This window comes from Streptomyces sp. NPDC001292 (assembly GCF_042896465.1).
In the GTDB taxonomy this organism is placed as follows: Bacteria; Actinomycetota; Actinomycetes; order Streptomycetales; family Streptomycetaceae; genus Streptomyces.
In genome coordinates this window covers 13,218-34,968 of record NZ_JBIAXG010000067.1, presented here as the reverse complement: position 1 = coordinate 34,968, position 21,751 = coordinate 13,218, and the positions used below count along the sequence as shown (strand labels likewise).

The 21,751-nt window shown below is 73.2% G+C and carries 21 protein-coding genes and 2 pseudogenes; 9 read left to right on the top strand and 14 right to left on the bottom strand.

Annotated features, from left to right (window positions below):
• Both ACFY4A_RS39040 and ACFY4A_RS39035 read right to left on the bottom strand, forming a co-directional pair.
• Positions 1 to 611 (bottom strand): maltotransferase domain-containing protein (locus ACFY4A_RS39040; protein ID WP_390834072.1); only part of this gene is annotated, 611 nt, incomplete at its 3' end.
• 70 nt (positions 612 to 681) lie between these two features.
• Positions 682 to 984, bottom strand: coding sequence for a DUF5133 domain-containing protein (locus ACFY4A_RS39035; RefSeq protein ID WP_390834070.1), 303 nt, complete (start codon positions 982 to 984; stop codon positions 682 to 684).
• A 302-nt stretch (positions 985 to 1,286) separates the two neighbouring features.
• On the opposite strand from ACFY4A_RS39035, the gene ACFY4A_RS39030 reads away from it, so the two are divergent.
• Positions 1,287 to 1,799 carry a pep a2 gene (locus ACFY4A_RS39030; protein WP_390834069.1) on the top strand — a complete coding sequence of 171 codons (513 nt, stop codon included), beginning with the start codon at positions 1,287 to 1,289 and terminating at the stop codon, positions 1,797 to 1,799.
• Complete coding sequence (gene glgX / locus ACFY4A_RS39025; RefSeq protein ID WP_390834068.1) at positions 1,796 to 3,940, top strand: glycogen debranching protein GlgX; 2,145 nt, start codon at positions 1,796 to 1,798, stop codon at positions 3,938 to 3,940. Before ACFY4A_RS39030 ends, glgX begins: the two co-directional genes overlap by 4 nt.
• 31 nt (positions 3,941 to 3,971) lie before the next feature.
• Here glgX and ACFY4A_RS39020 read toward each other — a convergent pair whose 3' ends face one another.
• Positions 3,972 to 4,775 (bottom strand): VOC family protein, encoded by an 804-nt coding sequence (locus tag ACFY4A_RS39020; protein ID WP_390834067.1) that lies wholly within the window; start codon positions 4,773 to 4,775, stop codon positions 3,972 to 3,974.
• Between the two features lie 150 nt (positions 4,776 to 4,925).
• Complete coding sequence (locus tag ACFY4A_RS39015) at positions 4,926 to 5,717, bottom strand: SigB/SigF/SigG family RNA polymerase sigma factor (RefSeq protein WP_390834066.1); 792 nt, start codon at positions 5,715 to 5,717, stop codon at positions 4,926 to 4,928.
• A gap of 410 nt (positions 5,718 to 6,127) precedes the next feature.
• On the opposite strand from ACFY4A_RS39015, the gene ACFY4A_RS39010 reads away from it, so the two are divergent.
• The 4 genes from ACFY4A_RS39010 to ACFY4A_RS38995 all read left to right on the top strand — a co-directional run bounded on the left by ACFY4A_RS39010 (position 6,128) and on the right by ACFY4A_RS38995 (position 9,006).
• Positions 6,128 to 6,583: a MarR family winged helix-turn-helix transcriptional regulator gene (locus ACFY4A_RS39010; RefSeq protein WP_390834065.1), complete on the top strand. Its 456-nt coding sequence runs from the start codon at positions 6,128 to 6,130 to the stop codon at positions 6,581 to 6,583.
• Complete coding sequence (locus ACFY4A_RS39005; RefSeq protein ID WP_390834064.1) at positions 6,580 to 7,443, top strand: ATP-binding cassette domain-containing protein; 864 nt, start codon at positions 6,580 to 6,582, stop codon at positions 7,441 to 7,443. Before ACFY4A_RS39010 ends, ACFY4A_RS39005 begins: the two co-directional genes overlap by 4 nt.
• Positions 7,403 to 8,263 (top strand): ABC transporter permease, encoded by an 861-nt coding sequence (locus ACFY4A_RS39000; protein ID WP_390834063.1) that lies wholly within the window; start codon positions 7,403 to 7,405, stop codon positions 8,261 to 8,263. Before ACFY4A_RS39005 ends, ACFY4A_RS39000 begins: the two co-directional genes overlap by 41 nt.
• 212 nt (positions 8,264 to 8,475) lie before the next feature.
• Positions 8,476 to 9,006 carry a hypothetical protein gene (locus ACFY4A_RS38995; RefSeq protein ID WP_390834062.1) on the top strand — a complete coding sequence of 177 codons (531 nt, stop codon included), beginning with the start codon at positions 8,476 to 8,478 and terminating at the stop codon, positions 9,004 to 9,006.
• A gap of 70 nt (positions 9,007 to 9,076) precedes the next feature.
• Here the strand turns inward: ACFY4A_RS38995 and hemC are convergent, their stop codons facing one another.
• Positions 9,077 to 10,012: a hydroxymethylbilane synthase gene (gene hemC, locus ACFY4A_RS38990; protein ID WP_390834061.1), complete on the bottom strand. Its 936-nt coding sequence runs from the start codon at positions 10,010 to 10,012 to the stop codon at positions 9,077 to 9,079.
• 74 nt (positions 10,013 to 10,086) lie between these two features.
• Entirely contained in the window at positions 10,087 to 11,073 is a 987-nt protein-coding gene (locus ACFY4A_RS38985) for an ATP-dependent DNA ligase (protein WP_390834060.1), read from the bottom strand.
• A gap of 200 nt (positions 11,074 to 11,273) precedes the next feature.
• Between ACFY4A_RS38985 and ACFY4A_RS38980 the strand changes: the two genes are divergently transcribed.
• The gene (locus ACFY4A_RS38980; RefSeq protein ID WP_390834059.1) at positions 11,274 to 12,245 is read left to right on the top strand and encodes a TauD/TfdA dioxygenase family protein; all 972 of its coding nucleotides are present in this window, start codon (positions 11,274 to 11,276) and stop codon (positions 12,243 to 12,245) included.
• A gap of 30 nt (positions 12,246 to 12,275) precedes the next feature.
• Here the strand turns inward: ACFY4A_RS38980 and ACFY4A_RS38975 are convergent, their stop codons facing one another.
• From ACFY4A_RS38975 to ACFY4A_RS38965, 3 genes and pseudogenes are all read right to left on the bottom strand, one after another.
• Entirely contained in the window at positions 12,276 to 13,778 is a 1,503-nt protein-coding gene (locus tag ACFY4A_RS38975; protein WP_390834058.1) for a metallophosphoesterase family protein, read from the bottom strand.
• Positions 13,779 to 13,867: 89 nt separating this feature from the next.
• Positions 13,868 to 14,413: pseudogene (locus ACFY4A_RS38970) on the bottom strand (beta-1,3-glucanase family protein); the annotation flags it as partial.
• 184 nt (positions 14,414 to 14,597) lie between these two features.
• A complete protein-coding gene (locus tag ACFY4A_RS38965; RefSeq protein ID WP_390834057.1) occupies positions 14,598 to 15,218 on the bottom strand; it encodes an L-threonylcarbamoyladenylate synthase in 621 nt (206 codons plus the stop codon).
• An 819-nt stretch (positions 15,219 to 16,037) separates the two neighbouring features.
• Between ACFY4A_RS38965 and ACFY4A_RS38960 the strand changes: the two genes are divergently transcribed.
• On the top strand, positions 16,038 to 17,534 hold the full coding sequence (locus ACFY4A_RS38960; protein WP_390834056.1) for a helix-turn-helix domain-containing protein: 1,497 nt from the start codon (positions 16,038 to 16,040) through the stop codon (positions 17,532 to 17,534).
• Between the two features lie 154 nt (positions 17,535 to 17,688).
• Here ACFY4A_RS38960 and ACFY4A_RS38955 read toward each other — a convergent pair.
• A pseudogene (locus tag ACFY4A_RS38955) lies at positions 17,689 to 17,829 on the bottom strand (cytochrome P450); the annotation flags it as partial.
• Positions 17,830 to 17,861: 32 nt separating this feature from the next.
• On the bottom strand, positions 17,862 to 18,338 hold the full coding sequence (locus ACFY4A_RS38950) for a TIGR00725 family protein (protein WP_390834055.1): 477 nt from the start codon (positions 18,336 to 18,338) through the stop codon (positions 17,862 to 17,864).
• A gap of 240 nt (positions 18,339 to 18,578) precedes the next feature.
• Here ACFY4A_RS38950 and ACFY4A_RS38945 point away from each other — a divergent pair, with 240 nt between their 5' ends.
• A complete protein-coding gene (locus ACFY4A_RS38945) occupies positions 18,579 to 19,019 on the top strand; it encodes an Lrp/AsnC family transcriptional regulator (RefSeq protein ID WP_100571873.1) in 441 nt (146 codons plus the stop codon).
• A 21-nt stretch (positions 19,020 to 19,040) separates the two neighbouring features.
• On the opposite strand, the gene ACFY4A_RS38940 is transcribed toward ACFY4A_RS38945, so the two are convergent.
• From ACFY4A_RS38940 to ACFY4A_RS38930, 3 genes are all read right to left on the bottom strand, one after another.
• Entirely contained in the window at positions 19,041 to 20,153 is a 1,113-nt protein-coding gene (locus tag ACFY4A_RS38940; protein ID WP_390834054.1) for a PP2C family protein-serine/threonine phosphatase, read from the bottom strand.
• 61 nt (positions 20,154 to 20,214) lie between these two features.
• Positions 20,215 to 21,102 carry a Gfo/Idh/MocA family protein gene (locus ACFY4A_RS38935; RefSeq protein ID WP_390834053.1) on the bottom strand — a complete coding sequence of 296 codons (888 nt, stop codon included), beginning with the start codon at positions 21,100 to 21,102 and terminating at the stop codon, positions 20,215 to 20,217.
• 232 nt (positions 21,103 to 21,334) lie between these two features.
• A complete protein-coding gene (locus ACFY4A_RS38930) occupies positions 21,335 to 21,565 on the bottom strand; it encodes a hypothetical protein (RefSeq protein WP_390834052.1) in 231 nt (76 codons plus the stop codon).
• Positions 21,566 to 21,751 lie beyond the last annotated feature (186 nt).

The window sequence follows — 21,751 nt, the reverse complement described above, 5'->3', positions numbered from 1 at the left end:
AGCAGGCCGAGCGGTTCGGAGGCGGTGACCAGGTCCCGCAGCGGATGGCGGGCGAGGACCGCGTCCACCTCCGGCGTCAACGCCGCCGCCAGCCGCGTCATCACCGGCAGCGAGTCGTCCTGGAGCGCCGCCGCGGCGGCGAGCACGGTGTCCCGCTCCGGCCCCTCCGGCACTCCGGTCGCCGCCCGGGTGTGCAGGGCGGCCCCCTCCTCCAGTACCAGCCCGGCGTCGATGCCGGCCGGGACCTTGACGTGGGCGGTGCGGCGCCAGGTGGCGACCGGATCCGCCCATGCCTCCACCTGGTACGTCCAGCGGCCGACCGCACCCGGAGTGACCTCGGCGCCCCAGCGGTCGGTGCCGGGGGCCAGCTCGCGCATCGGCGTCCACGAGCCGGGCCGGCCCTCCGGATCCGTCAGCACCACGTTCGCGGCCACCGCGTCATGGCCCTCGCGGAACACGGTGGCGGTGACAAGGAACGTTTCTCCCGCGACCGCCTTGGCGGCTCGCCTGCCGCCCTCCACGGCCGGACGGACGTCCCGTACCGGGATGCGGCCGATCATCGGGGCCGGACTCGGGGTCGTACTCGAGGCCTGGCTCGGGGCCGAACTCATGGGTGTCACCTCCACCGTGCTCGAGGCCGGGCTCGCGCCCGGCCGGGGATGGGGTCGTGCCGGGCGGGGCCTACCTCCCGGCGCGGGAACGTCTCTGGGCCGCCTTCGGCGGGCCCCGGCGGGGGACGGCGCTCCGGTGCGGCCGGCCGCCCTGCTCCCGCAGGTACGTGACGAGGCTGGTGCACAGATAGCGTTCGGCGGCGTCCGCGGCCTCCCGGGCGCAGCGCTTCCCCATCAGTACGCAGAGGGTGTAGCCCGAGTCCTCGAAGGTGGACCGCACCCGGCGGTCGTCGGGCGACGCGAGCATCGCGCGTTCCCATGCCCGGTAGCGGCGCAGATGCCGGGCGACTTCGGCTTTGGCGGGTAGCAGCATGGCGCCGTTCACCTTTCGGATGCGCTCGATGGGCTCGTTCCCCCGACAGCCGGGGCGGCGACCGCGCACGTGGGGGCAGCGGTCCCGTTGACGGCGCTCGAGTCTTCACTCATGGTGCACGTTCAACGACACAGCGTCCTGTTGGAGCTTCAACAAGCTCGCTGACCTGCTCGTGTTGCACGAATGGCGTAGCGCGCGCACTGTGGATTCGACTCAGAGGCAACACTTGCTCACGCTTCGTGTTCGGGCCCCTCGCACCTGTGGGAGGGAGCGTGGGCCTCGCCGGTGAGGAGCCAACGACGATGAAGACCGCAGTGCCCTGTTACTACCACCTCGACGTGGAAGTCAGCCCGGAACGGGTCGGGCAGGTCAGGCGCATCCTGGCCGCGCACCTTCGTTTCTGGGACCTGGAGGACCTCGTCGAGCCCGTGTGCGGGGGTGCCGAGATGCTGCTGAAGGCCATCGACGAGCACGCCACCGACAAGCACACCTCGATCGAGATGTGGTGGACCGGCCAGCACCTGATCACCGCCGTCGGGGAGAACAACCACGACCTGCGCCCCGACCAGGACCTGCGCGGCTGCCTGGCCCGCATCGCGGCGACCAGTGACGGCTGGGGCTGCTGCGCCTCCGAGACCGGCAGCAAAGTCATCTGGTTCTCGCAGCGGGCCCGCGCCGGGGTGCGCGTCCCGCTGGTCCCGACGGCTCCGGCCCCGACCCTGCGCGAGGGGCTGAAGACGCCGCGCGAGATGCCGGTCGCGGCTCTGGCCTCTCCGCTCAGCGCTCCGCAGGGCGTGCTGGAAGCCGCCCGGTGACCGGGCGAAGGCGCCGGAAAGGGGTACCCGCGTGGAGCGGGTACCCCTACCCGCTGGGGGCGGCGTACGACGGCAAGGGCACCAACTTCGCGCTGTTCAGCGAGGTGGCCGAGCGCGTCGACCTCGTCCTGGTGGACGACGCCGGCACCCATCGCGGCGTGCCGCTGACCGAGGTCGACGGCTTCGTGTGGCACGGCTATCTGCCCGGTGTCGGGCCGGGGCAGCGCTACGGATACCGGGTGGACGGGCCCTGGCACCCGTCCGCCGGCCACCGGTGCAACCCGAGGAAACTGCTCCTCGACCCCTATGCCAGGGCGGTGGACGGGCAGATCGACAACCACCCCTCCCTGTACGAGCGGGCCGCGCACGGCCCGGACCCGGCCGACAGCGCCGGGCACACCGTGCTGGGTGTGGTGACCGACCCCGCCTTCGACTGGGGCGACGACCGCCCACCGCGGCGGGCGTACTCCGACACCGTGATCTACGAGGCACACGTACGCGGCCTGACCCGCACCCATCCCGAGGTGCCGCCCGAACTGCGCGGCACCTACTCGGGGTTGGCGCACCCGGCGGTGATCGAGCACCTGACCTCGCTGGGCGTGACGGCGGTCGAACTGATGCCGGTCCACCAGTTCGTGCACGACGGCGTGCTCCAGGGCCGGGGCCTTTCCAACTACTGGGGCTACAACACCATCGGCTTCTTCGCGCCGCACAACGGCTACGCCGCCGGCGGAACGCGCGGGCAGCAGGTCGCCGAGTTCAAGTCGATGGTCAAGGCGCTGCACGCGGCGGGGCTCGAGGTGATCCTCGACGTGGTCTACAACCACACCGCCGAGGGCAACGAGAAGGGCCCGACGCTCTCCTTCCGGGGCATCGACAACGCCTCGTACTACCGCCTGGTCGACGGCGACTGGGCGCATTACTACGACACCACGGGCACCGGCAACAGCCTGCTGATGCGCCACCCCTACGTATTGCAGCTGATCATGGACTCGCTGCGGTACTGGGTCACCGAGATGCACGTCGACGGCTTCCGTTTCGACCTCGCGGCCACGCTGGCCCGGCAGTTCCACGAGGTGGACCGGCTGTCGGCGTTCTTCGACCTGATCCAGCAGGACCCGGTGATCAGCCGGGTGAAGCTGATCGCGGAGCCGTGGGACGTCGGCGAGGGCGGCTACCAGGTGGGCAACTTCCCGCCTCTGTGGTCGGAGTGGAACGGCCTGTACCGGGACGCCGTACGGGACTTCTGGCGCGGCGAGGAGCACACGCTCGGCGAGTTCGCCTCCCGGCTGACCGGCTCCGCCGACCTGTACGCCCACAACCGGCGCCGGCCGCGCGCCAGCGTCAACTTCGTGACCGCGCACGACGGGTTCACGCTGCTCGACCTGGTGTCGTACAACGACAAGCACAACGAGGCCAACGGCGAGGGCAACCGGGACGGCGAGAGCGCCAACCGGTCCTGGAACTGCGGGGCCGAGGGGGACACCGGCGACCCGGCCGTCCTTGAACTGAGGGCACGCCAGCAGCGCAACTTCCTTGCCACACTGCTGCTTTCGCAGGGCATTCCGATGCTGTGCCACGGCGACGAGCTGGGGCGCACCCAGGGCGGCAACAACAACGCCTACTGCCAGGACAACGAGGTCTCCTGGGTCGACTGGCGGCTGACCGACGAGCAGCGTGAGCTCGCGGACTTCACGCGGTACCTGATCGGCCTGCGCAGCGCCCATCCCGTGCTGCGCCGGCGCCGCTTCTTCCAGGGGGAGACGGCGACCCGGGACGACCAGCCGCTGCCCGACCTGGTGTGGCTGCTGCCGGACGGCCGCGAGATGGCGGAGGAGGACTGGCAGCGCTCCGACGCGCACTCCGTCACGGTCTTCCTCAACGGCGACGCCATCGCCGAACCCGACCGGCAGGGCCGTCCCGTGGTGGACGACTCCTTCCTCCTGCTGCTCAACGGCTACTGGGAACCGGTCGATTTCCGCCTGCCCGGCCCTGCCTACGGCGACCGCTGGACCACCCTCCTCGACACCGCCGAACCCCTGGGTCCCCCGGACGAGGCCGAGCACAAACCCGGCGGCACCCTCCGCGCCGACCCCCGCAGCCTGATCGTCCTGTCCCGCCCCCCGAAAACCCCCCGCTGACCACATGGGCGTCGCGCGGCGGGCCGGCCGTTCAGGCCTCGCGGCGGGAGGTCACCGTGAACTGGGCGCCGTCCGGGTCGCGGAGTACGGCCTCGTCGGGGCCCTCGCGCAGGACGCTGCCGCCGTGGGCCTCGGCGGCGCGGGCGCAGGCGGCCACGTCGGCCACCCGGAAGTGGATCTGCCAGTGCGGGCGGATCGTGGGGTCGGGCGCCGCCTCCAGCGCGCCGGACTCGATGCGCGCCACGACCTCGCCGTGGCTGCGCAGCACGACCTCGTCGCCCTCGTAGCGGACCTCGCAGCAGCCGGGCTGCCGTGAGGCCCAGTCCAGGACCTCGCCGTAGAAGATGGCGGCGTCGAAGGCGTCGCGCGTGTGCAGCCGGATGAAGGCCGGCGCGGCCTTGCGCCAGGTCTCCCAGTCCGTGAGGAGGTCGCCCTCCCAGATCCCGAAGGTCGCGCCGTCCCGGTCGGCCAGCAGCGCCGCGCGCCCCGGCGGGAAGGAGATCGGGCCGACCGCGGCCGTACCGCCGCGTTCCTGCACCCGTGCGACGGCCTGGTCGGCGCTGGGCACGGCGAAGTACGGCGTCCAGGCCACCGCCATCTGCCACATCGCGGCCACCGCGCCGATCCCCGCGACCGGGGCGCCCTCCGCCAGCGCGATGCGGAAGTGGTCGCCGAGCCTGGCCGGACGCCACTCCCAGCCCAGCACCGCCCGGTAGAACTCCTCCGTGGCCTGGAGATCGCGGCTGGTCAGGCTCACCCAGCAGGGTGCGCCGCACACCGAGTGCGTGGAGACGACGTCGGGGGTACTGCCGGAAGGTGTCCTGTCGTGGTTCATGGCCCGTCCTGGTCGTGTCAGACCGGTTTCCACCAGCCTGACACCAGTGTCCGACCGGCGCGCGGAAGACGCCTGCCGAGTACCCGCCGGGCGTCGCCGAAACGGCGCGGGACGCGACCCCCCCGCACGGGAGGCACGCCGCCGCGAGGCTCACCCGGCCTCGGCGAGCAGTTCCTCACGCAGATGGGCGAAACACCCGCTGAGCAGGCGCGAGACGTGCATCTGCGAGATGCCCAGCTGCTGCGCGATCCGGCTCTGCGTCATGCCCCGGAAGAACCTGAGGTACAGGATGGTGCGCTCGCGTTCGGGCAGCGCCTCCAGACAGGGCCTGACCGCCACCCGGTCCACGACCAGGTCGAACCGCGCGTCGGCCTCGCCCAGCCCGTCGCCCAGCGCGTAGCCGTCCGTACCGGGGACCTCCGCCTCCAGCGACAGCGCGGCGAAGCAGTCCAGGGCCTCCATCCCGGTGTGCACGTCGCTCACGCTCAGGTGCGCGTACTCGGCGATCTCGGCCACGGTCGGTGTCCGGCCGGGCGTGGTCTGCGCCAGCTCCTTCGTGGCGCGCCGTACACGGTTGCGCAGGTCCTGGACCCGGCGCGGCACGTGCAGGGTCCACATGTGGTCGCGGAAGTGCCGCTTGATCTCTCCGGTGACCGTCGGCACGGCGTACGCCTCGAACGCGTAGCCGCGCGCCGGATCGTAGTGGTCGACGGCCTTGACCAGGCCCAGCGCGGCCACCTGGTACAGATCCTCCAGGGCTTCGCCGCGCCCGCGGAACCGTACGGCGATCCGCTCTGCCATGGGCAGCCACACCTGTACCAGCTCGTCCCTCAGCGCCTTGCGCTCGGCCCCGTCGGGCATACGGGCGAGCCGCTCGAACGCCTCGGCGGTGTCGGGGGCGTCGTCGTGCGGATGGGCCTTCGTTCTGCCGGTGGTACGCATGCGCTGCGCCTCCCTCAGCAGGTGCTGGATGGACGGACACCTTGGGAGGCGCGGGGCTCGGACCGTACGGAGAGATGAACATCGGGGCCCGGCGCGCCGGCTCCCACGGACGTGCCTCCTGTCCGAAGCACTGGACTCGGGATTCCCGAAGTCGGCGATTCCAAAACTGTTCCGGGAATGCGGTGACGGTATGCGACCGTACGAATGTCAATTGTTGTCCAGAATCCGGAGAATCGCCACCGGAGGAAATGCAGGCATTTCAATGACGGTTCGAATGCGGATGTGCCCGCCGGTTCCGCGCCGTGCCGAACCTGCCTCCGGACTCGCCTCCGCACCCGCCGCCGTGTCCGGGCATCCTTGACCGTCTTTTTGGGGGTGATTACCTCTCCTACAGAGATAGTCTGACAGACGTGACCCCGGAGACCTTCTCCGAAGAGCTGGCCGACGCCCTCGTCGGCGTGCAGCGGCTGATCCGGCGCCGGCTGCGCGCCGGGATGACCGTGACACGGTCGCGCGGCGCCGAGATCGAGCTGCTGCGCCTGGTCGAGGGCCGCCCCGGCATCGGCGTCTCGGAGGCCGCCAAGGAGTTGCACCTGGCGGGCAACTCCGTCTCGACACTGGTCAACCAGCTCGTCCGGGACGGTCAGCTGATCCGTGAGACGGACGCCGCCGACCGGCGGGCCGCGCGCCTGCTGCTGACGGAGGCGGCCAGGACCCGCCTGCGCGAATGGCGGGAACGCCGCGCGGCCCTCGTACGCCATCAGGTGGACCGGCTCGACGACACGGACCGGGAGACTCTGCGCGCGGCGATCCCCGCTCTGCGCAGACTGGCCGAGAACCTGCGCGAGGAGGCCGATCGCCCATGACCCGGAACGCTGCCGCCGAGCCGGCCGACGACGCGGTCGCCTGCACCCGGCTCGCCTACGCCTTCGGCGACACCAACGCCGTCGACGGCGTGGACCTGTCCGTGCGCCCGGGCGAGGTGTTCGGGCTGCTCGGCCCGAACGGCGCCGGGAAGACCACGGCGATCCGGTGCATCACCACCCTCCTGCCGGTCCCCGCCGGCATGGTCCGCGTCTTCGGCCACGACGCCGCCGCCGACCGCATGGCGGTGCGCCGCCTGCTGGGCTACGTCCCGCAGCAGTTGTCCGCCGACGCCGCCCTCACCGGCCGGGAGAACGTCACCCTGTTCGCCCGCGTCTTCGACGTCCCGCGCCGGGAACGCGCCGCCCGGGTCGGCCAGGCGCTGGCCGCGGTCGGTCTGGCCGACGCCGCCGACCGGCTGGCGAACACCTACTCCGGCGGCATGGTCCGCCGCCTCGAACTCGCCCAGGCCCTGGTCAGCTCACCCCGACTGCTGATCCTCGACGAGCCGACGATCGGCCTGGACCCGATCGCCCGCACCGGGGTCTGGGAGCACATCAGTGTCGTCCGCGCCGCCACCGGCATGACGGTCCTGATGACCACCCACTACATGGACGAGGCCGACACGTACTGCGACCGGGTCGCCCTGATGCACCGCGGCCGCATCCGGGCCCTCGGCACCCCGGCCGAGCTGCGCGAGGGACTCGGCGAGCGCCGCCGCGCCCAGGGCGCCCCGGCCACGGACCCGCTGCCCACGCTGGAGGACGTCTTCCGCGACGTGGCCGGCAGCGGCCTCGACGACACCTCAGGAGACTTCCGCGATGTCCGAAGCACCCGCCGCACCGCGCACCGCGTCGGCTGACGCCGTCCGCGCCGACGACATCGGCCTGCTGCTGCGGCCGCCGCAGCCCCGCGCCGGCTGGCGGCTGCTGCCTGCCCGGGTTGTCGCCATGTGCGCGGTGGAGCTGCAGAAACTCCGCCACGACCGCACCGAGCTCTACACGCGCGCGGTGCAGCCCGCCCTGTGGCTGCTGATCTTCGGTCAGACGTTCACCCGCATCCGGGCGATCCCCACCGGCGGCATCCCGTACATCGACTTCATGGCACCGGGCATCATCGCCCAGTCCGCCATGTTCATCGCCATCTTCTACGGCATCCAGATCATCTGGGAGCGCGACGCGGGCGTCCTCAACAAGCTCCTGGTCACTCCGACCCCGCGCTCCGCCCTGGTCACCGGCAAGGCGTTCGCGGCCGGTGTGAAGGCGCTGATCCAGGCGATCGTCGTGGTCGTCATCGCCGCCCTGCTGGGAGTGGCGCTGACCTGGGACCCGCTGCGGCTGCTCGGTGTCGCCGTGGCCGTCGTCCTCGGCTCGGCGTTCTTCGCCTGCCTGTCGATGACCATCGCCGGCATCGTGCTCAGCCGCGACCGGCTGATGGGCATCGGGCAGGCGATCACGATGCCGCTGTTCTTCGGCTCCAACGCCCTCTACCCGGTCGCCGTCATGCCCGGCTGGCTCCAGGCCGTCAGCAAGGCCAACCCGCTGAGCTATCAGGTCGACGCCCTGCGCGGGCTGCTGCTCGGCACCCCCGCGCACCTGGCCGCCGACTTCGCCGTCCTCGTCGTGGCCGCCGCGCTCGGCATCACCGCGGCCTCCGCCCTGCTCGGCCGGCTGGCCCGCTGACGGCGCCGGCGAACCCCCGTCCGCGCCCCCGTCGGAGTGATGTGCGGCACGCCCCGGGGATCGCCTCGACGGCCCGCCGGCGAATTCCTCCTGTCCACGGCTTGATCAGCGATCAAAGACGGTGAATTCCCCGGCCACGGCGCATTCCGCACATTTGACAGTGCGCTGAGCGCGCGGATAGGAAACAGCTCTTGGAAGTCGAGAGGTGCATTGTGTACGAGCCGAACGTGGTCGGGGACTGGCAGGAGTACGAGGAGCATGCCGGTCTGCGAGTCCGCGTCCACCGACTGGAGCGGTCCGAGCCGCCGCGGGGGCGCGACGAGGCCGCCGAGGGGCTGACGTACTTCCGCCTCCGCGTCACCGTGGAGAACCGCGGCACGCGGCGTTTCGGCGTCCACCTGGAGGACGGGCAGATCGACGTGCGGATCGGCCCCGACGGGGAGGGCGCGTTCGTCGACTGGCGCAACTCGCAGTTCATCGAGGGCTACGACGTCTATCCGCTGCGCCGGGTCACGGCGGTGCTGTACGCGGCGGGGCCGGAGGCCGCCCTGTCCCGGATCGACGCGCAGATCCAGCTGCGGGTCGACGACGAGTGGACCTCTCGCGCGCTGTGGACCGGCTGCGTCGACGGGCACGAGGAGTCCGCCGGGACCGGCACGCACGCGGCCGGCGGGCCGGGCGGGCTGGCGCACCAGATCAGCTCCTTCCTGCGCGACCAGGCGGGACCGGGAACCGCGGGCTGATCCCGCCGCGCCCCCGTGGCGCTCCGTCGTATCCCGGCGCCCCGCGTCGTATCCCGTCGCGCCCGCGTCGTCAGTGCGGAATGCCGTCGATGATCTCCCGGGCGCCCTGGCGGAGCAGGGCGACGGCGACCGACGTGCCGAGTGTGGCCGCGTCCAGTCGGCCCGCCCACTCGTGGGCGTTCAGCCGGATCTTTCCGTCGGGGGTGAACACACACGCCCGCAGCGAGAGTTCCCCACCGCGGTCGACGCGCGCGTACCCGGCGATCGGGCTGTTGCAGTGCCCCTGGAGCACATGCAGGAGCATGCGCTCCGCGGTGGCCGCGCGATGGGTGCCGGGGTCGCCGAGCACGCCGACCGCCTCGATGAGTTCGCCGTCGCCCTCCCGGCACTGCAGGGCGAGGATGCCGGCGCCGATCGGCGGCATCATCGCCTCCGGGGACAGCACCTCACTGATGACGTCCGCACGCCCGATGCGCTCGAGCCCGGACACGGCGAGCAGGAGCGCGTCCGCCTCCCCCGCGGCCAGCTTCTCCAGCCGCCGGTTGGCGTTGCCCCGGAACGGCACGCACTCGAGGTGCGGGTGGGTGGCCGCGAGCTGGGCGGTGCGGCGCACCGCGGACGTGCCGACGCGGGTGCCGGCCGGGAGCTCGTCCAGGGTGAGCCCGCCGGGGTGGACGAGGGCGTCGCGGACGTCGTCCCGCTTCAGGAACGCGGCGAACGTCGTGCCGGCCGGCAGCGGCCGGTCGGCGGGCACGTCCTTCAGGCAGTGCACCGCGAGATCAGCCTCGCCGGCCAGCAGCGCGGCGTCGACCTCCTTGGTGAAGGCGCCCTTGCCCTCGACCTTGGACAGATCGCCCAGCCACTTGTCACCGGTGGTCCGCACCGGGACCACCTCGGTGCGCACACCGGGGTGCGCGGCGGCCAGTTCGGCGCGGACCCGTTCCACCTGGGCGAGCGCCATGGGGGAGTCGCGGGAGACGATGCGGATCAGTTCGGTGACGGACATGCGGGACACGATAGACCTCGCTGCGGGCGGTCGGCGCGGCTGTTCGGCCGCCGGTGTGGGGACTTGACGTCCCGTCACCCCTCTGGGGCGTCGGGCAGGTCCTCCACCGCGGCCTCCTCGGGGCTGAGGTCGGGGCGCAGCCGCAGCCAGGAGGGCTGGCGCAGCATCCCGGCCCGGGTGCGCACGCTGTAGCGGACCTCGCCGACCAGGCGCGGCAGCACCCAGTGCGCCCCGCGCACCGGCGGTACGGGGTCGAAGGGGCACACGTCGGTCGCCAGGGCCGCGAGCAGCGCGGCGAGATCTGACCGCTCCGCCTCGCTCCAGCCCGTGCCCACACTGCCGACGTAGCGCAGCCGCCCGCCCGCGCGCCGGCCCATCAGGACGGCGCCCGGCAGGCCCGTCAGCCGCCCCTTGCCGGGCAGCCAGCCACCCACGAGGACGTCCTCGCTGCGCATGTTGCGGATCTTGATCCAGGCCCGGGAGCGCACCCCCGGCTCGTACACCGAGTCCAGCCGCTTGCACACCAGGCCTTCCAGGCCGTGCTCGCGGGTGGCGGCCAGGGCCTCGGCGCCGTGGCCGACGACCGCCGAGGGCGTCGACCAGTACGGACCCGTCAGCCCGAGGTCCTCCAGGCGCTCGCGGCGCCGGAGGTAGGGGAGCGCGAGCAGCGGGCGCGCGCCCAGGTGCATCACGTCGAACAGGACGAGGTGGACGGGGACCTGGGCGGCCCGGCGCGCCGCCCGGCCGGGGGCGTGGGCCAGCCCCATGCGCACCTGGAGCAGCTGGAAGCTCGCCCGGCCCTGTTCGTCCAGCGCCAGGACCTCCCCGTCCAGGATCGCGGGCGTGGCGCCGAGCGCCCGGCCGAGGGGCCGCAGTTCGGGGTAGGCGGCGGTGATGTCCTCACCGGAGCGGGCCCGCAGCAGCAGCCCGCCGTCGCCGGGCAGATAGGCCACCACGCGCTGGCCGTCCTGCTTCGTCTCGTACGCCCACCGCGCGTCCTGAGCGGCCGGCGGGAGCGAGCCGGGCGTGGCGAGCATGGGCTGGATCAGCGGCAGGGTCACGGCAGAGGTGTCGACGAGCCGGCATGCCGCCACGCGCGTCGTCCGGCACATTCCCCTGAACGGTCGCCCCCATCCGCGGCGGCCGGTGCGAGGGCTCGACGCGCCCCGGCGAGAGGCCCTGTCGCCGGGGGCGGAGAACGCTGACACGATCGGCGGAGACCGTTACGACCACCTTACGACGACCATTTCGGAGCGCGGGGATGACGACGGACACGGGCACAGCGGGCGGGCGGCGGGCCGGCGGGATCGAGGTGAGGCCGGTCGCCGGGCACATCGGAGCCGAGATCACCGGAGTGGATCTGGCCGGGAAGTTCGACGACGCCGTGGCCGCGGAGATCCGGGCGGCGGTGCTGCGCTGGAAGGTGGTGTTCTTCCGCGGGCAGCGGCTGGACCACGCCTCCCACGTGGCCCTCGCCCGCCGCTTCGGTGAGCCGGTGGTCCTGCGGCGGCGCGGCGGTGCGTCACCGCCGGACGTCCCCGAGGTGGAGACCACCGCGGACCGGCTGGAACTGGGCGGGCGGTTCGGCATGGACCACGAGGAGTGGCTGCGCCGCCGCCGGCACACGCTGCTGCGCGGCTGGCACTGCGACCACGGCGCCCGCGTCGACCCGCCGGCCGCGACGATCCTGCGCGCCGAGACCGTCCCGCCGTACGGCGGCGACACCACCTGGTCCAACCTGGCCGCCGCCTACGCCGGGCTGTCGGCGCCGGTGCGCGCCTTCGTCGACGGGCTGCGCGCCGAGCACCGCCTCGGGGTCGGCTACCAGCCGCGGCCCGGGGACGACGCGTACGTCCGCCATCTGATGAGCCATCAGATCGCCACGGTGCACCCGCTGGTACGCGTCCATCCCGAGACGGATGAGCGGCTGCTGTTCGTCAACGGCTACTACGTCGAGCAGATCGAGGGCCTCTCCCGAGCCGAGAGCGCGGCGATCCTGGAGATGCTGCTGGAGCAGGCGGTCCGGCCCGAGTACACGGTCCGGTTCCGCTGGGAGCCGGGCAGCGTGGCGTTCTGGGACAACCGGGCCACCATCCACCTGGCGCCCGGCGACAGCGCTCACCTCGGCTTCCCGCGGATCATGCACCGGGTGATGCTCGCCGGTGACGTACCGGTCGGAGTGGACGGCAAGCCGTCCGAGCCGGTCACCGGCAGCGCACCGGGCCGCTGGTGACCGGCTCGCGCGCGGCCGGTGCGTCGCCCGTCAGGTCAGGGGGATGGTGACCTCGTCCTCGACGGGCGGGTCGACCTCCTGGGCGCGTCCGCCGGTCGCGGCGAAGCAGCGCAGCCGGACCGCCTCCCCGGTGACGTCCAGACGCAGGAACGACTTGAAGAACGGCGGGCTGAACGTGGCCGAACCCGGCGAGAACAGCTGGGTGTAGAGCTTGCGCACCGGAAGGCGGAAGCGGGCCCGGCGCTCCGGGCGGCGGCCGGCGCCGAGCAGGCTCGCCACCAGGCGGACGCGCCGGGTGACCCGAACGGGCGCGCCCCCGGGACGGACGGACGGGACGCCGAGCCGCTCGGCGACGACGGCCATCGCCTCGGCCTCGCTGAGCGTGAAGAAGCGGCGCAGCCGCAGCCGGTGGGCGTACACCCTGCTGTAGAAGGCCAGGGAGTCGCCGCGCAGCGGATAGCAGCGGAAGTCCGACTCGGTGACGTTCGCGACGGACACGCGCGGGATGGTGTGGGTGGCGTGCATGAACGCGCCTCCGCCGCCGGAGACGACGTACTGGACGGTGCGGCCGTCCACGTCGACCGGGTAGCGCTGGTAGTTGTGGATGTCGCCGCCTATCGCCGCCACGTAGCGGTGCGCCGGGTCGCGCACGATGTCGTCGACGGTGCCGCCGCCCTCGATGGGACAGGGGTGGTGCTCGCCGTCCACGTACAGCGGTGATCCGGTGAGGAGGATCTTCGGGCGGGGCCCTCGTGAGACCTCCCGCAGCCAGGCGCCCTGCTCGGCGTCGATCGTGCCGAGCAGGCCGGTGTCGATGCCGACGATCCGTACCGGACCGGCGTCGATCGCCCAGTACGGGCCGGGCTGGACGGCCAGTTGGCCCGGCCGCGACCTCAACTTCCTTGCCTCGGCGAAGCGTTGCTCGTCCACCGGACGCGGCCGGTGCCACAGCAGCGCACGCCACCAGGCGCGGCCGAGCGGCCGGGGCCTCGGCTCGGGCGGCAGCGGCGGGGCGTCGTCGCAGAAGACGCGCATGAAACCGCCGAGGTCCTCGTACCAGTCGTGGTTCCCGGGTATCGCGTAGATCGGGGCCGGATAGTCCTGGTACGGGCGGAAGAACTTGGTGCCGTAGTCGTCGGTGCTCCCGACCGGGTAGATCACGTCACTGGCGATCACGGCGAACGACGTTCCCTGACCGGCCTTCAGCAGACCCGGTAAGACGGCGTACTGAGAATCGTCGCCCGCGCCGGTGTCCCCGACGACCAGGAAGGAGAAGTGGTCGCCCTCCGGTCGCCGTATCACTTTGTCCGCCGGGGCGCCGGCCGCCGCCCGCTGCGCCACCCATCGGGCCCGGGTGCGGCCCGTGGGATCCCCGAACCAGGAGGCGACCACCCCGTTGCGGGCGGCCCAGAGGACGCGCGGGTCGAGCCAGGACAGCTTCCGCACCCTGGCGGGCAGTAACTGCCGGTACGAGCCGGGTTCGGCGGCCGTCCAGCCGGCGCCTTCGACGGTATCGCGTGAGGAGTCAGACACGCGGTGCACCGTAACAACGATCACGCCCTGCGTACGAAAGGGGTCCGGCGATCCCGTCGCCGGACCCCTCTGGGCCAACTCGCTTGCCAATCCAGGGAATCGAGGATGAGGTAGGCCGGATGCGGACTGCCGTCGTGCACCAGGGACTCCTGGTCGCCGACGTCGTCGAAGGCGAACGCGTACGCCTTGGTGTCGGCCATCCGGTCATGGATGATCCACGCGCAGTGGTTGGTCACCGGGTTCTGGTAGAAGTTCGCCGCCGTGGCGTCCGGCTGGTCGGGGTTCACCAGGAGCGTGGAGCGGTTGAACGCGGCGCACAGGGTGCGGGAGATGGGGCCGCGCACCGTGTCGTTCGGGGCGTCCAGCAGTTTGTGGCAGCCGAAGACACTGTCGGCGTCCGGCTTCCGGAAGCTGGTGACGACGTCGCCCGAGGCGTCGGTGAAGTTCATGACGCCGCCCGAGACACGGCCGTAGTAGCGGGTGCCGGGCTGGTCCCCGAAGGGGGTGACGGTGAGCGTGGTGGAGGCGTACTTCTGCCAGAGCCGGTTGACGTGATCGTCCATCACGCCGCCCGGCAGGGCGCCGCTCTCCAGGCCGTGCCCGGGTGAGAGCGCTCGCAGCACGGTGCCGTCGGACCAGGCCTCCGTGGGGGGTGCGGGATACGGAGTTGGCTGGTCCGTACCTGAAGTGAGAGCGCTCTCAGAATCCCGTCTGGGGTGCGTACGTGTCAATCAGCAACCTGTCGCGCGGCTCCTCTGCGGGGACCTCGCGGCGGTGGCGGACGCCCGTCCACGGCCGCCCGCTGTTCGCGCCGCTCCCTCACTCGAACCGCGAGGTGTCACCCGCTCCCCGCCGTACGATCTCCGCCTCGCCGCCGGAGAAGTCGATGACCGTGGTCGGCTCGGTGCCGCAGTCGCCGGAGTCGACCACCGCGTCCAGCACGTGGTCGAGCCGGTCCTTGATCTCCCAGCCCTGAGTCATCGGCTCCTCCTCGTCGGGCAGTAGCAGCGTGCTGGACAGCAGCGGCTCCCCGAGCTCCGTGAGCAGGGCCTGGGTGACGATGTGGTCGGGGATGCGCACCCCGACGGTCTTCTTCTTGGGATGCTGCAACATGCGCGGCACCTCCCTCGTGGCGGGGAGGATGAAGGTGTAACTCCCGGGCGTGGTCGCCTTGATGGCGCGGAAGACGTCGTTGTCGATCCGCACGAACTGACCCAGCTGCGCGAAGTCCTGGCACACCAGGGTGAAGTGGTGCCGGTCGTCCAGGTGCCGGATCGTCCGGATCCGCTCGATGCCGTCCCGGCTGCCCAGCCGGCAGCCCAGGGCGTAGCACGAGTCGGTCGGATACGCGATCAGCGCGCCGTCGCGCACACTGTCCGCGACCTGACGGATCGCGCGCGGCTGCGGATTGTCGGGGTGCACGTCGAAATACTTCGCCATCCGCCGAGCTTAAGCCGAACCCCACTGCCCACCACGCAGGCCCCCGTCGACGGCCTCTGCGCGCCGCCCTAACGCTCCGCGGCGACCCGGGGCCGACTTCGCCCCGCCCGTCCGGCATCCACCCGCCCGTCCGGCACCCTGCCAAACCCCCGGCACCGGCCGCACTGCACCGCCGGTGCCGAGCTGCCCGCGCATCGGCGCCCTGGCGCGCGCATGGCTCGGAACTGCGCCGTGTCACCGGCCCGCGCCCCGCCGTGCCGACCGCCCGCCTGTGACGTGCCGTCGGTGCCGCCTGTGCCTCTTGGGCGACGCCGCCTGCGCCGCGCCACGGTGCGCGCTGCGCCGCTCGCGGGGCGGGCTGCACAGGTGGGGCAGAGGCGTCCGCTCCGTGCCGTGTCGCCCGCGCTGGGCCACCGCGCCCCCACCGTGCCACCTGTCCGCGCCGCCCGACCCGCGCCCGGCCCCTGCCCGCTCCGCGCCCGGCATCTCCGCGCCGCGCCAGGCTGCCCGGGCCGGTGCCGCGCCTCGCCGAAGCAGTCGGGGCCGTACCGGATTCGAATTGGCAGGCGTACATCCCGAATCCGGGGGAAGCAGGGTTCACGTGTCGCTCGGGAGCTGTCCCCCCGGCCTCGGGCGCGTGGCTTCGCCGGTTGTTCACCGCCCCCCCGTGAGCCGCCGGCGGAGCCGCCCTCCTGATCGCTGGTCCGATCGTGCGGCGGGCCCTGGCCCGGACCGGAGGGGTACTGCCTGGTAACGTCGCCGACCGGAAAACACCGAGGTCAAGGCCACGGGCATGCGACGGATGAGGAGAGGGCCGACATGGCCGGGCGGGACGACGAGATCGCCGGAGCTCCGGGACGGGCCGACCGGGCCTCCTGGGCCGAGGGACTCCTCGACCAGTTGCGACCGACCGGGCGGGACGTGCGCAAGGTCGTCGCCTGGCTCGCCGCGTCCGTGCACGGGACCGGCTGCCTGCTCGACGGCGGCGGCACCCTGCTGGCCGGGGAGCGGGTGGCCCTGGACGAGGACGTGGTCGCGGACGTCGTCGCCGGCCGGTTCGCCTCCGCCGCGCTGGAGGACCGCGGACGCCATGTCCGCCTGGTGCGGGTGGGAGGCCCGCACCCGCGGTCGGCCCGCGTCCTGGCCGTCGCCCGGGCCGAGCCCTTCGACCGGCAGGTCGCCGAGATGGTCACCCACACCGCCGGAGTGCTCGAACTGCTGCTGCGGGCCCACGAGTCGACCGTCGCCGGGCACCGGCTCGAAAAGGCGACGGCGGCCCTGCGGCTGGCGATCCTGCAACTGCTGATGGTCGAGGACACCGTCTCGGCCCGCCGGGTGGCCGCGGGCCTGTGGCCCGGACTGCTCGACACGGACGCCGCCTGGGTCTACGTCGTCGAAGCCCATCGCGACGAACGCGACCGGCTGGCCGCCGAGTGCCAGGACGCCACCGGGGAACGGGCCCTGGTCGTGCTCTGCCCGGCGGTGGAAGAGCACGTGATCGTGCTCGCGCCACTCGAGACCGACGGCCGCAACCTGCGCTCGCTGGTCGGCGCGCGGCCGCGCACGTTCCTCGGCGGCAGCACCCGGCACAGCCTGGCCCGGACCGCCACCGCGTACGGGCAGGCCGTGAGCGCCCTCGCGGTCGCCCGGTTCCGCCCGGAGGGGGCCGCCGGGTACGCCGAGCGCAGCCACCCCGAGCGCCTGATGGACCCCGAGGCGCTGCGCGCCTGGTCCGCCCGGCTGCTGCGGCCGCTGGACACGCTGGCACACCACACGCGCGCCGAACTGCTCGCCACCACCCGGCTGGGCCTGGAGTTCACCGCCGTGAGCGCGGCGAAGGTCCTCGGGGTGAGCCGCAACACGGTACGGGCCCGTATGGAGCGGGTGGAGGGACTGCTCGGCGCGGACTTCGGCAGTCTGACCGCCCGGGCCGCCGTCCACCTCGCCCTGAACACCCAGGCAGGCCTGGACCACCAGCCGGCCGCGGGCCCGGCGCCGCAGTCGGGCGCGGTACGCCTCGGCGACCTGCTGTCCGGCCCGGCGCTGCGCACCTGGGCACGCGAGCTACTCGGCCGTCTGGCGGCGGACGCGCGTGACCTGCGCGGCACCCTGCGCACCTGGATCACCGCCGGCGGCAACGCCGAGCGCGCCGCGCAACTGCTCGGCGTGCACGCGCAGACCGTCCGCGAGCACGTCCGCGGCGTGGAGCCCGTCCTGGAACGCCAGCTCCTCGCCGCCGGCAGCGACCTGTACGAGGTCGTCCTGGCTCATCTGGCGGTGGGCGACCTCGAACCGCCCGCCCTCGGCGCGGAGTGAAGGCGGGCATTCCGGACTCACTTGTGCACGGGTGAGCCCTCCGCCGGGCCGAAGGGGCACCGGCGCGGTATCCAACGGCTGCCCCGTACACATAGGTTCGACGAGCCGCGGACACGGGACCGGAACGGGGGACCGGTCCCGTGCCGCCCGGCGCTCAGCCGTCCAGCCGCCCCGGCACCTCCTGCCGGCCGAAGGCGATGAAGGACGGCACCTGGCGCAGCTCGTCCGCGCCGACGGCCAGACGCAGGCCGGGGAAGCGGTCGAAGAGGGCGGGCAGCGTCGTCAGGGCCTCCATAAGTAGAGTTGACGCCCGGTCAGGTAAGTCACTCAGGCTGAGGGCAGGACCGCCTCGACAGCCTCCGCCGGTGTCGCCACCTCGACCGGTCCGTGCATCCCGCCCGTGGCGGACGGCGCGTCCGGCAGCGCCCAGCTTTCCAGCAGGGCGACCGGCTTGCCCGCCCGCAGGGCCAGCGCCACCTCGCTGAGCGTGCCCCAGCCGCCGCCCACCGCGATGAGCGCGTCGCAGGTGTTCACGAGCACCCCGTTGCGCAGCTCGCCCAGGCCGGTCGCCACGGCAAGGCTCAGGTGCCGGTTCCCCGCGGCCCGGTCCCGCCCCGGCAGCAGACCGACGACCGTACCGCCCGCCGACCGCGCCCCCTGCGCGCACGCCTCCATGACCCCGCCCAGGCCCCCGCACACCACGACCGCTTCCCGCCGGGCCAGAAGCACGCCCACCTGCCGGGCGAGATCAGCCTCCCGCGCGGAGGCCTCTCCGGGCCCGCTGACGGCTACACAGGGACGCATACGCCCATGCAACGGCCCGCGAACCCCGCCGGCAAGAGGTGGAGGACTTCCTCCACCTGCACCTGGCCGACCGGGGCATCCTGCTCACCCGTTCCACGACATGGCTCTGATGTGCCCCGACACCACCGAGCAGGACGTCGACGCGCACACCGAGATCTTCGCCGCGGCCCTGGCCGAGCCGCACGGCTGAGGGCAGGGCCTACGCTGGGGCGAGCCGGCCGGAGAGGGAGAGCGACGCACGTGGACGAGATCGACCGGGCCATCCTGCGCGAGTTGCAGACCGACGGACGTATCGCGTACGCGGACCTCGGCCCCAAGGTCGGTCTGTCCGCGTCCGCCGCCCGCCAGCGGCTCCAGCGCCTGCTGGACTCCAAGGCCGTCCAGGTGGTCGGTGTGACCGATCCGATGGCCATGGGCGGACAGGCCATGGCACTGCTCGGCATCGGTGTGGACGGCGACCCGCGGGCGGTCGCCGACGAACTGGCCGGGAGACCCGAGGTGGTCTACTCGGTCCTGACCTCCGGCGGCTTCGACCTGTTCGCCGAGGTGGTCGCGCCCGGTCCCAGGGACCTGCTGGACTTCGTCAACGACGTGGTCCGTCCCATCGAGGGCGTCCGGCAGGTCCAGTCGTTCCCGTACTTCGGCATCCACACCCACCGCTTCCTGTGGGACGTCGGCTGACCGGCGCGCCCCCGGCCGGGGTCAGCGGCCCTCCGGAGAGTGGGGTACGAGCACGAGCATGGTCACGTCGTCGCTGAGGGTGCCGCAGTGCGCGAGGAGGTCGGCCATGACGTGGTCGGCGAGTTCGGCCGGGTCCACGGCGGCGAGCCGGGGCAGCCGGTCGAGCAGGGGGTAGAACACTCCGGCCGCGTCCCTGGCCTCGGTGACGCCGTCGGAGGCGAGGAACAGCACGTCACCGCGGCGCAGGGGCAGGACGTGCCCGCCGCGCGGCGGGACCCCGTCGGACAGACCGAGACCGAGGGGTGTCCACGGCACGAGGTCGACCTCCTCGGCGTGCCCGTCGCGCAGCAGCACCGGCGGGGGATGTCCGCAGGTCACCAGCCGTACCGACCGCGCGTCCCCGTCGAACTCCAGCAGCACGGCGGTCGCGAACAGCTCCGCGTGCCGCGCCTCCTGCGAGTCCACCACCAGCCGGCGGTCCAGTGCGGCGGCCACCCCCGGCAGATCCGTCCGGTCGAGCACCGCCTCCCGGAAGCTGCCGAGCAGCGAGGCGACGGTGGACACCGCGGCCAGGCCGTGCCCCTGCACATCGCCCATGACCGCCCGCACCCCCTCGGGCCCCCGGCGCACGTCGAAGAAGTCCCCGCCGACCAGCGTGCCGCGCTGCGCGGCCCGGTACAGGCCCGCGCACCGCACCGGACCGACCCGCTCGGGAAGCGGCGGGACGACGGCACGCTGCGCGGCCTCCGCGACCGTGCGCTCCAGGTCCAGCTGGGCGTCCCTGCGGCTGCGCACATAGGACAGGAACACGCTCAGCACGGCGACGAAGACGACGGTCTCCAGATCGGTGTTGCCGGGACGGTCCAGCTGGAAGGCGGGCACACTCAGCAGGGCCACCACGGCGCAGCCCAGCAACGCGGTCGCCACCGGCCCGTACGACAGCACGGCCAGCGGCGGAATGGCGCCGAGCAGGAAGCCGATGTCGATCGGGTTCGGGCTCAGCAGTGTGACCGCGCACACCACGACGACCAGCACGACCGGCAGCGCCCGCACCCAGCGGGGCGGCGGGGCGCCGCGCAGCCAGCCGCGCCGGTGCGGATCCCGGCGCCGCGCCGGGGCAAGCAGCTTCACCACATGACCACGCTGCTACGCCGGACCCGGTCCCGCACGCCGGAACCCCGCCGGGCCGGGCCGGTCAGTCCGCGTCGCGCGCCAGCTTGGCCTCCGCCGCCGCGAGTATCTCGGTGACCCGCAGGCCGAACGCGGCGTCGCACGGGTGCGGGCGCCCGGCGCGCGCGGCGGCGAGCAGCGCGTCCGCCGCCCGCGCGTATGCGGCGACGGTCTCCTCGGAGCTCTCCGGAAGCAGGGTCACCCCGGCCTCGCCCCGCAGCTCCACGCCGGCCCCGGCCGCCGCCGGGGGAGCGGTCAGGCTCAGGGTGAGGGTGCTGGACGCGCCGCCCGCGTGGTCGAGGACCGCGTGCACGGTGTCCCCGGGACCGTGCGCGGCGGCCGTCACGCGCCGCACGTCGCCGAGGACCGGCAGCAGCACCGACAGCGCGTGCGGGCCCACGTCCCACAACGCGCCCTTCTCCCGCCGCCACGGCGAGGCGGCGAACGGGCTGTCCCCGGTGAACACCGCGCCCAGCCACTGCGCCCGTGCCGTGAACCAGTCCCCCCGGGCCGCCTGCTCGGCGATCCAGGCCTCCGGTTCGGTCTGGAAACGGGTGGTGAAGAAGACCACCGAGGCCACACCGGTCTCCCGGACGGCCCCGGCCACCGCGCGGCCCTGTTCCACCGTCGCGGCGAGCGGCTTGTCGAGCAGCAGGTGGCAGCGGGCCCGCGCGGCCCGCACCGCGAGGTCGGCCTGCACGTGCGGGGGGAGCGCGACGGCGACCGCGTCCACCTCCGCCAGCAGGGTGTCGAGGTCGTCGTAGGCGTGCGTGCCGTGTCGTTCGGCGAGATCCTTCGCGGCGGCCGTACGTCGCCCCCATACGCCGGCGAAGTCCAGCTCGCCGTGTTCGCTCAGGGCGGGAGCGTGGACCATCCGAGCCCAGGGGCCGGTGCCGAGCAGTCCGATGCGCATACCGGTGCCTCTCCACTGTGCCGGACAGGGTGACGACCGGTCGTACGGGCCGGTCGTCACCGAGCGTGTCACAGGAACCGGGTGCGGGAGCAAGCCCGCGGACGACAGCGGGCACAGGAACCGGGTGCGGGAGCAAGCCCGCGGACGACAGCGGGCACGGAACGGGCGGCGTGGGCCGGCCGCGCGGGCGCACGCCGGAGCGGGCCGCCCGCCGACGCGGCGCCGGCCCGGTTCAGGCGGCCCGCCGCCGCTCCTCGGAGGTGGTCGGGCCCGCCGCGGACGCGGCCCGGCCGGTGTCGGTCCCGGTGCCGCGGCGTCCGCCCGGGAGCAGACGCAGATGTCCGCGGCGCCCGGCATGGCGGCCCCGCGCCGGAGCCGGATCCAGCATCCGCTCCTCCACGCGGTCCATGACCACCAGCAGCACGGACACGAGCGGCAGCAGCAGAACAGCGACGAAGACCATGACGCCCCCTTGGCCGACAGAGGATCCGGGTGCTCCGTACCGCGCGGTTGATGGGTGCCGTCCGGTGAAGAATTCGTGAGGATCGGGACAGACCGTGATGCCGTCACGGACCGTCGTTCGTTCGTGGGCTGGTTCGGGAAGACGCGGCTTCCCTAGGATGTACTCTCAGTCGGACCGGCCCAGTTG

Bases quoted from the DNA above. Each gene is read 5' to 3' on its own strand.
- ACFY4A_RS39035 (WP_390834070.1), bottom strand. From the start codon at position 984: ATGCTGCTACCCGCCAAAGCCGAAGTCGCCCGGCATCTGCGCCGCTAC.
- ACFY4A_RS39030 (WP_390834069.1), top strand. From the start codon at position 1,287: ATGAAGACCGCAGTGCCCTGTTACTACCACCTCGACGTGGAAGTCAGC.
- ACFY4A_RS39020 (WP_390834067.1), bottom strand. From the start codon at position 4,775: ATGAACCACGACAGGACACCTTCCGGCAGTACCCCCGACGTCGTCTCC.
- ACFY4A_RS39015 (WP_390834066.1), bottom strand. From the start codon at position 5,717: ATGCGTACCACCGGCAGAACGAAGGCCCATCCGCACGACGACGCCCCC.
- ACFY4A_RS39005 (WP_390834064.1), top strand. From the start codon at position 6,580: ATGACCCGGAACGCTGCCGCCGAGCCGGCCGACGACGCGGTCGCCTGC.
- ACFY4A_RS39000 (WP_390834063.1), top strand. From the start codon at position 7,403: ATGTCCGAAGCACCCGCCGCACCGCGCACCGCGTCGGCTGACGCCGTC.
- hemC (WP_390834061.1), bottom strand. From the start codon at position 10,012: ATGTCCGTCACCGAACTGATCCGCATCGTCTCCCGCGACTCCCCCATG.
- ACFY4A_RS38980 (WP_390834059.1), top strand. From the start codon at position 11,274: ATGACGACGGACACGGGCACAGCGGGCGGGCGGCGGGCCGGCGGGATC.
- ACFY4A_RS38965 (WP_390834057.1), bottom strand. From the start codon at position 15,218: ATGGCGAAGTATTTCGACGTGCACCCCGACAATCCGCAGCCGCGCGCG.
- ACFY4A_RS38960 (WP_390834056.1), top strand. From the start codon at position 16,038: ATGGCCGGGCGGGACGACGAGATCGCCGGAGCTCCGGGACGGGCCGAC.
- ACFY4A_RS38950 (WP_390834055.1), bottom strand. From the start codon at position 18,338: ATGCGTCCCTGTGTAGCCGTCAGCGGGCCCGGAGAGGCCTCCGCGCGG.
- ACFY4A_RS38935 (WP_390834053.1), bottom strand. From the start codon at position 21,102: ATGCGCATCGGACTGCTCGGCACCGGCCCCTGGGCTCGGATGGTCCAC.
- ACFY4A_RS38930 (WP_390834052.1), bottom strand. From the start codon at position 21,565: ATGGTCTTCGTCGCTGTTCTGCTGCTGCCGCTCGTGTCCGTGCTGCTG.